This is a genomic window from Micromonospora sp. KC606 (assembly GCF_004348675.1).
GTDB lineage: Bacteria > Actinomycetota > Actinomycetes > Mycobacteriales > Micromonosporaceae > Micromonospora.
Window position 1 is genome coordinate 1 of record NZ_SMKN01000235.1, and the last position, 8,905, is coordinate 8,905.

Below are 8,905 nucleotides of genomic sequence, written 5' to 3' on the forward strand. Positions count from 1 at the left end.
CCCACCGCCCCGGCGGATGCCCGCGATGCCCAGAAGGGACGCCCACCGATGACGTCGCTCGCCGCGCCACCTGGTCGTACGCCCACCACCCCCGCCGGCCCTGACGACCGTCCGGTGGTGCCCGCCGACCGGCGCGGACGCGGGCGGATCGGGCCGGTGGCCGTCGGTCAGCTCGTCCTGGTGGAGGTCTGCGCGGTGGCCGTCTGGGCGGCCGTGGGCGGCCCGGTCTGGCTGGTCGCGGTGGTCGGCGGCCTCGCCGCGCTGGTGCTGGCGGCGACGTTCCTCCGGCGCGACGGCCGCTGGTGGTACGAGGACCTGCTGCTGCGCCGCCGGCTGGGACACCGCCGCGACCAGGCACGGGCGGCCGTCGCGGAGGGGCGGGTCGTCGACCCGCGGCTGGCCGCGCTCACCCCCGAACTCAGCCTGATCGAGCTGACCGAGCGGGGCACCCGGCTGGGCATCGGCCAGGACGGGCGGGGCTGGTTCGCCGCCGTGGTGCTCACCGGGCGGCCCGGGGCGCCGGCCGGCTCCGTGGAGTCGTCCGCCGTGGACCGGGCGCTGCGGGTGCTGGCCGACTTCTCCGGCCCGGTCACCCTCACCCAGGTCGTCTCGCACACCCTGGTCTGGTACCCGGCACCCGGGGCGCCGGCGGCCGCCCACCGTACGGTCTGGGTGGCGTTGCGGCTGTCCGTGCCGGACGCCCGTTCCGAGGCGCTGGCCCGCGGCGGCGGGATGCCCGGGGTGCACCGGACGGTCGCCGCCGCCGTCGGCCGCCTCGGCAAGGCCCTGACCGCGGCCGGCCTCGGCCACCGGGTGCTCGGCCGCGACGAACTGCGCGCCGCGGTGGTCTCCGCCGCCGGTCTCGACCTGGCACCGGCGGCCCCGGCGGAGACCTGGACCGGGCTGCGCGGCGGCGGGTGGACCCAGCGCTGCCTCACCCTGCGGCGGCGGCCGGAGGCGCCGCTCGGCACGCTGGTGGACGCGGTGACCGCCACCTCGGCCCCGTCGCACACGGTCGCCGCGGTGGTGGTGCCCGGGAGCCGGCCGGTGCCGCCACTGCTGCGGGTCGCCGCCCCGGACGGTCACGTCGAGGCCCTGGTCAAGGTGGTACGCGAGGTGGCCCACCGGTGCGGCATCCCGGCCCGGCCGCTGGACGGGCAGCACGGGCCGGGCGTCTACGCCACCACGCCGGTCGCCACCGCGGCCGGGACGATCAGGGTCGGAGATTGACGATCCACCCGTAGAGGCCGCACACCCAGAACGCCAGCGGCACCAGCGAGACGATCAACAGGATCTCGACGATGTCCAGGATCCGGCCCCAGACCGGTGAGATCCGCTTGCCCGCCACGCTGAGTCCGTAGATGAGGCTGATCACCGCGGTCAGCGCCAGACCGCCGACGACCAGCCCCAACCGGGTCGGCAGGGCACCACCGGTGAAGACGGCCCAGGAGGTCAGCGCCAACCCGACGGTGCCGGCGAAGAGCACCGGGGTGCGCTGGGCGCGGCCGATGAAGGGCCGGGCGCGCAGCAGCGACAGCAGCGCCAGCACCAGGCAGAGCAGCACCGCGGGCAGCCCGCCGTCGACGGCGAGCACGACCTGGCCGCCCAGCACGACCAGGGACACCGTCCACAACAGGCCCGAGAGGAACTGGTCAGCCCGCTCGCTCTGCCGCAACACCCGCCGGCCGTCGACCGACTCGGTGTCGGTTTTCAGGTCGTCCGGGCCGGTGGGGATGGAGGGCACCGGGAGCCGGGCCAGCCGGTAGGCGGTCATCGGCAGCGCCGGCAGGGCGGCGAAGGCCACCGTGGCGACGATCGCGGCGGCCGCCGCCGCGCCGACGCCGAAGAGCGACGGCAGAAGCGCGCCGCCGGCGGTCGCGCCGCCGACGGCCACCGCGCCGAGGAACAGCGGCATCCGGTCCCCGACGGCCAACCCGGCGACCGCCCCGAAGAGCACCACGGTCGCGCCGGCGAGCAGCACGTGCGGGCCGGCCAGCTCGGTGAGCCGCCGGTCGCCGGCCAGCACCAGCAGGCCCCCGACGGCGGCGTACCCGATGCCGGTCACGGCCAGCACCGCGCCCGTCCGGCTGTCGCCGGCGGCCCGGGACAGCACCGCCGCGGCCACCACCAGCAGCACGGCCACCAGCAGGGCGGTCGACGCGCCGGGCAGTTGCGGCGGCCCGGCCAGCAACGTTACCGCCGCGCCGAGGCCGAGCGTCACCGCCGCCAGCAGCACCGAGAAGGACCGGGTGGTGGCGACCTGCCAGGTGCCGGGACGTTGGCTGGTGGCGGTCGCGACCGCGTCCACCACGTCGTCGAAGACGATCTCCGGCGTGGCGGCGGCACGGGGATTGAAGTAGAGCACCTCGCCGTCGCGGACCCCGAGCTGGGCGGCGGTGCGGCCACCGTCGAGTGGCGGGCCGCCGAGACGGGACAGCGCCCAACCACCATGCCGTACGCCCTCGTCGGCCAGGTCCTCACCGGCGTACCGGAGCAGGGTCGGCAACAGGTCGGCCAGCGGGACGTCGGACGGGAGCGCGAGATCCATCCTGGTCCGGGGGGCCACGATGGTGACCCGGCTCAGTCCTCCGGTCGCCGATTTCGTCGCCACTGTGGCCTCCTCGTGCTCGGTCAGATCCACCTCGCCCCGGCGGCCCCGCCCCGGCGGGTCCACGACGCCCACGGGAGATTACCTACGATGGCGGGCGCGTACGATGCCCACCCGACGTCTCCGGTCGGTCGCGTACCGCGTCAGGGCCGCTCTTGGGGAGGAGACAGCCGTGAGCACGGTCGTGTTCCGTCGGCTTCCGCGTCAGCCGGGGCCGGCACTGCCCCGCGGCGAGGTGCTCCTGGAGTCCCCTCCGGAACTGCCGGAGCAGACGCCCCGCAGCCTGGGGCAGCTGCTGATGATCCTGCCGATGCTCTGCGGAGTCGGCGCGATGGCATTCCTCTACGCGGGCCGGGGTGGCAGCACCATGACGTACGTCGCCGGCGGCCTGTTCGGAGTGTCCATGCTGGGCATGGCGCTCGGCACCCTCGGCAACGGCAACAACGACAAGGCCGAGTTGAACGCCGAACGGCGCGACTACATGCGGTACCTGGCCCAGATGCGCAAGCGCACCCGGCGGGCCGCCGAGCAGCAGCGGGCGGCGATGACCTGGCGGCATCCCGAACCGGCCGCGCTGTGGTCCATCGCGGCGTCCCGGCGGATGTGGGAGCGGCGGATCACCGAGGACGACTTCGGCGAGGCCCGGATCGCCACCGGGCCGCAGCGGCTCGCGGTGGAGATCGTCCCGCCGGAGACCAAGCCGGTGGAGGATCTGGAACCGATGAGCGCCATCGCGCTGCGCCGGTTCGTCCGGGCCCACTCCAGCGTGCCCGACCTGCCCACCGCGCTGTCGCTGCGGGCGTTCAGCCGGATCGTGCTGCGCGGCGACCGGGAACCGGTGCTCGACCTGACCCGGGCCGCACTGGCCCAGCTGGTCACCTTCCACGCCCCGGACGATCTGATCCTCGCGGTGGTGGCGGCCCCGGATCGGCAGCCGGCCTGGCACTGGGTGAAGTGGCTGCCGCACGCCCACCACGGCGCGCGTACCGACGCCGCAGGCGCCCGCCGGCTGGTCTTCGCCAGCCTGGCCGAGGCCGAGGAGTCGCTCGCCGCAGAGCTGGCCGGTCGACCCCGGTTCGCCCCGGAGGCCAAGCCCCTGACCACCGCCCCGCACGTGGTCGTGGTGATCGACGGCGGGGAGGTCTCGGCGACCTGCCAGCTGATGGGGCCGGGGCTGCTCGGCGCCACCACGATCGACCTGTCCGGCACCGTCCCGCGCGACGCTGGGCGTTGGCTGCTCTGCCTGGACGCCGGGGACGGCAGTTCGCTGGAGCTGGTCCGGGGCACCTCCAGCTCGCGCCTCGGCGCGCCCGACCGACTCAGCGCGGAGGCGGCCGAGGGCCTGGCCCGGCAGATCGCTCCCTACCGGCTCTCCCAGCAGCAGACCACCTCCGACGAGCCGCTGGCCCGCAGCATGGAGCTGCCCGATTTGCTCGGCGTCGGCGATGCCGCCGCCGTCGACGTGCAGCAGACCTGGCGGCCCCGCAGCCACCGGGACCGGCTGCGCATCCCGCTCGGCGTCGGCCCCGACGGCAACGTGGTGGAGCTCGACTTCAAGGAGTCCGCGCACGAGGGCATGGGCCCACACGGCCTGATCATCGGCGCGACCGGCTCCGGCAAGAGCGAGCTGCTGCGGACGATCGTCGGCGCGCTCGCCGTGACGCACTCCTCCGAGGAACTCAACTTCGTCCTGGTCGACTTCAAGGGTGGCGCCACCTTCGCCTCGCTGGACGCGCTGCCGCACACCAGCGCGGTGATCACCAACCTGGCCGACGAGCTGCCCCTGGTCGACCGGATGAGGGACGCGCTCGCCGGGGAGATGACCCGCCGGCAGGAGGTGCTCCGGGCGGCCGGCAACTACGTATCCCGGTTCGACTACGAGAAGGCCCGGGCCGCCGGTGAGTCGCTCGACCCGATGCCCAGCCTGCTCATCATCTGCGACGAGTTCAGCGAGCTGCTGGCCGCCAAGCCGGACTTCATCGACCTCTTCGTGATGATCGGCCGGTTGGGCCGGTCGCTCGGCGTGCACCTCCTCCTGGCCTCGCAGCGGCTGGAGGAGGGGAAGCTGCGCGGGCTGGACACCCACCTGTCCTACCGGATCGGCCTGCGGACCTTCTCGGCGGTGGAGAGCCGCATCGTGCTCGGCGTGCCCGACGCGTACGAGCTGCCGAACGCACCCGGCCACGGCTACCTGAAGACCGACACCAGCACCATGCTGCGGTTCCGGGCGGCGTACGTCTCCGGGCCGTACCGCCCGCCGGGGCAGATCGCTCAGTCGTCCCGGGCGATGGTGCAGCGGCGGATCGTGCCGTACGGGGTGAACTTCGTGCCGGTGCAGGTGCCGCAGACGCCGGTCGAAATGACGCCGGTGGAGGAGAAGCCGGCCGACGGCAAGGCCGTGGCGATGCTGGACGTGCTCATCGACCGGCTCAAGGGGCGGGGCGCCCCGGCGCACCAGGTGTGGCTGCCGCCACTGGCCGAGCCGCCGAGCCTCGTCGACGTGCTGCCGCCGCTGGCGGTGCACTCCACCTTCGGGCTGTGCACCGCGACCTGGCCCGGCCGGGGGCAGCTCACCGTCCCGGTCGGGGTGGTCGACCGGCCGTACGAGCAGCGACGCGACCCGATGCTGGTCGAGCTGGCCGGCGCGGGCGGTAACGTGGTCATCGTCGGCGCGTCGCTGAGCGGCAAGAGCACCCTGCTCCGTTCGATGATCGCCTCGCTGGCGCTCACCCACACCCCCCGCGAGGCGCAGTTCTTCTGCCTCGACTTCGGTGGTGGCGCGTTGCGCAGCCTCGATGGCCTGCCGCACGTCGCCGGGGTGGCCGGCCGGCGGGACACCGAGGCGGTCCGCCGTACGGTCGCCGAGGTGATGGCGGTGCTGGACGACCGGGAGACCCGGTTCGCGCAGCACGGCATCGACTCGGTCGCCAGCTATCGCCGGCGGCGGGCGGCGGGTGAGTTCGCCGACGACCCGTTCGGTGACGTCTTCCTCGTGGTGGACGGCTGGAACACGCTGCGCCAGGAGTACGAGGAGCTGGAGCAGACCATCACCAACCTGGCCAACCGGGGCCTGGGTTTCGGGGTGCACGTGGTGCTGACCGCGGTGCGCTGGGCAGAGGTCCGGATCAACATGCGGGACCTGCTCGGCACCAAGCTGGAGCTGCGGCTGGGTGACCCGAACGAGTCCGAGATCGACCGGCGGGCCGCCGCGAACGTGCCGACCGGCGCGCCCGGGCGTGGCCTCACCCGGGACAAGCTGCACTTCCTCGCGGCGGTGTCCCGTGTCGACAACCGTCGGGACATCGACGACCTGACCGAGGCGTCGGTCAAGCTGGCGGAGCACGTCGCCCGGGCCTGGCCCGGCCAGCCGGCGCCGAAGGTTCGCCTGCTGCCGCGCCGGCTGCCCTTCGCCGAGCTGCTCAAGGTCTCCGACCGATCGGCGCCTGGCCTGCCGATCGGCGTGAACGAGGCCGCGCTCGCCCCGGTGCACCTGGACCTGGCGAACGAACCGCACCTCACGGTCTTCGGCGACGCCGAGTGCGGCAAGACCAACGTGCTGCGGCTGATCGCCCGGGGCATCGTCGAGCGGTACACCCCGGCGCAGGCGCGGATTGTCATCGCCGACTACCGGCGCGGCCTGCTCGGCGCGGTGGAGGGCGATCACCTGCTCGACTACGCACCGTCCAACCAGGTCTTCAGCCAGGGCCTGGGCTCGATCCGCAGCGCCCTGCAGAACCGCCTGCCGGGGCCGGACGTCACCACCGCGCAGCTGCGTGACCGGAGCTGGTGGAAGGGGCCGGACCTCTACATCCTGGTGGACGACTACGACCTGGTCGCCTCCGGTGGCAGCAACCCGCTCAGCGCCCTGCACGAGCTGCTGCCGCAGGCCCGCGACATCGGGCTGCACCTGATCGTCACCCGGCGGGTCGGTGGCATCGCCCGCGCGCTCTACGAGCCGGTGCTGCAACGGCTGCGGGAGCTCGACTCGCCGGGTCTGCTGATGTCGGGCAACCGGGAGGAGGGTGCGGTCTTCGGCACGCTGCGCCCCAGCCCGCAGCCGCCCGGTCGGGGCACCCTGGTGCGTCGGCGGGACGGCCAGCAGCTCATCCAGACCGCCTGGGTCGAGCCGGTGTGATCCACGGTGGTCGTGGCTCGGGCCGTCCAAGCGGGTGAAACGGGAAGATTGTCGATTGACGGGAGGCCGATCGACGCCGGGGCACCAACCTGTCCACAATGATGTGAGGGGTGGTGTCGACCCGTCCGGGCAGGGCAGCGAGCTCTGGGCGCGGTGGGCTAACGTCTCCAACGAGTGTCCGTCGGTGGGGTGTTGGCCTTGCCGCGGGGGAGGGCGCGGCAGTTCCGCCGCCACAAGATGACGGAAGGGTGTGAAGCATGGCGTTCGAGGTCGAAGCAGCGACTCTGCATACCGCCGCGAGTGACGTGCGGTCCACGCGCAGCGAGGTCGACGGCGAGCTGAAGAAGCTGTGGAACGTGGTCGACGACCTGGCAATCGCCTGGAAGGGGCAGGCGTCCACGGGCTTCCAGTCGCTCATGCAGCGCTGGAACGAGGACACGGCCAAGCTGTTGACGGCGATGGACAACATCGCGGATCTGCTCGACAAGTCGGGTACGACCCATCAGGTCAACGACGAAGAGCAGCAGGCGATGCTGGACAAGTTCCACGCTGCTCTCAACCCGTGATCAGCCGAGACGAGCAGGGGAGGAACTCATGAGCATCAAGGTTGACTACGCGGCTCTCGAGAGCGCCAACCAGCAGATGACCGCCATTTCGAAGACCATCGACGAAAAGCTGGACACGCTGCGGTCGATGCTGTCCAAGCTTCAGTGGGATGGCCAGGACCGCGCCGCCTACGAGCAGCACCAGGCACAGTGGGACGCGGCGGTGCGCGACATCAACCGCATCCTCAACGAGATCGGTGGCGCGGTCGGCATTGCGCGCGAGAACTACGTCTCCACCGAGATGAGCAACGCAGCGGTCTGGGGCTGAGATAATTCGGCCGTCGCGGCTCCGGTCCGGCTCTACCGGGCCGGAGCCGCACTGCTTGGCGGGCAGTCGAGGTCGGGGGAGTTTCATGCGTACGGGGCAGGTTCTCAGGTCCACCGTGGCGGCGGTGGCCGTGCTGGTGGTGGCGGCGGGGGTGGCTCCGCTGCCGGCGCCGACGCCGGCACGGGCGGACACGGTCCGCGGCCTGCAGTGGTATCTGGACACCCTGAAGATCCCCGCGGCGCACAGGATCACCAAGGGGCGTGGGGTGACCGTCGCCGTGATCGACAGCGGGGTCGACCCGAACGTCCCCGACCTGCGTGGCCAGGTGCTGCCCGGCCACGGCATCGGCGCGGACGCGGCCGTCGACGGGCGGACCGACGACGACAAGGTCGCGCATGGCACGGCCATGGCCGGCATCATCGCCGGCAGGGGCGGCGGGGCGATGCGCCAGCTCGGCATCGCCCCGGAGGCGAAGATCCTGCCGATCTCGACCGGCTGGGACACCGACCCGGACGAGGTCGCCAAGGGCATCCGCTGGGCGGTGGACCACGGCGCGGACGTCATCAACATGTCGTTCAGCGGCAGCGGCGCGGGGACACCGGAGCAGGTCGCCGCGGTCCGCTACGCCCTGGAGAAGAACGTCGTCCTGGTCGCCGCCGCCGGCAACACGAAGCAGGGGGACCGCGGGATCGGGGTGCCGGCGAACATCCCCGGCGTGATCGCCGTGACCGGGCTCGGCAAGAACGGCGCGTTTTTCCCCGGCAGCACCAGCGGCCGGGAGGCGGTGCTCGCCGCGCCGATGCAGGACATCATATCGCCGCGGCCGACCACCGTCTCCGCCAACGGGTTCGGCGTGGGCAGCGGCACCAGCGAGGCGACGGCGATCGCCTCCGGCGTGGTGGCGCTGGTCCGCGCGAGATATCCGGATCTGGACGCGGCCAACGTGGTGAACCGGCTGATCCGCACCGCGCAGGACCGGGGCCCGGGGGGCCGGGACGCCGACTTCGGCTTCGGCGCGGTGGACCCGCTCCCGGCGCTGACCCGTTCGGTGCCGGCCGTGACGGCCCACCCGCTGCTGGCCGAGGTCCCGGGTGGCAGCGCCGCGCCGCCCGACGGGTCGCCGCCCGCCGGGTCGGCAAGCAAGGACGACGGCCCGGCCGTCTCGTTCGCGGTGAAGAACACCACCGGCGCGCTGATCCAGGCGGCGCTCTGCCTGCTGGTGCCGGTCGCGGTGGCCATCCTGGTGATCGTCCTGGTGGTCCGCTCCCGCCGCCGCCGGGCCACCCCGC

6 protein-coding genes are annotated in these 8,905 nt (G+C 73.3%); 5 read left to right on the forward strand and 1 reads right to left on the reverse strand.

Annotated features, from left to right (window positions below):
* Window positions 1–1,230, forward strand: a 1,230-nt coding sequence (locus E1193_RS27430; protein ID WP_243707933.1) for a type VII secretion protein EccE, incomplete at its 5' end; no start/stop codon positions are given.
* On the opposite strand, the gene eccD is transcribed toward E1193_RS27430, so the two are convergent.
* The gene (gene eccD / locus E1193_RS27435; RefSeq protein ID WP_243707934.1) at window positions 1,214–2,683 is read right to left on the reverse strand and encodes a type VII secretion integral membrane protein EccD; all 1,470 of its coding nucleotides are present in this window, start codon (window positions 2,681–2,683) and stop codon (window positions 1,214–1,216) included. The two genes, E1193_RS27430 and eccD, sit on opposite strands and share 17 nt — an antisense overlap.
* A gap of 97 nt (window positions 2,684–2,780) precedes the next feature.
* Here eccD and eccCa point away from each other — a divergent pair, with 97 nt between their 5' ends.
* The 4 genes from eccCa to E1193_RS27455 all read left to right on the forward strand — a co-directional run.
* A complete protein-coding gene (eccCa, locus tag E1193_RS27440; protein ID WP_132186075.1) occupies window positions 2,781–6,743 on the forward strand; it encodes a type VII secretion protein EccCa in 3,963 nt (1,320 codons plus the stop codon).
* A gap of 257 nt (window positions 6,744–7,000) precedes the next feature.
* A complete protein-coding gene (locus E1193_RS27445; RefSeq protein ID WP_132186076.1) occupies window positions 7,001–7,309 on the forward strand; it encodes a WXG100 family type VII secretion target in 309 nt (102 codons plus the stop codon).
* A 28-nt stretch (window positions 7,310–7,337) separates the two neighbouring features.
* Entirely contained in the window at window positions 7,338–7,616 is a 279-nt protein-coding gene (locus E1193_RS27450; RefSeq protein WP_132186077.1) for a WXG100 family type VII secretion target, read from the forward strand.
* A gap of 85 nt (window positions 7,617–7,701) precedes the next feature.
* A partial coding sequence (locus E1193_RS27455) for a S8 family serine peptidase (protein ID WP_132186078.1) occupies window positions 7,702–8,905 on the forward strand: 1,204 nt, incomplete at its 3' end.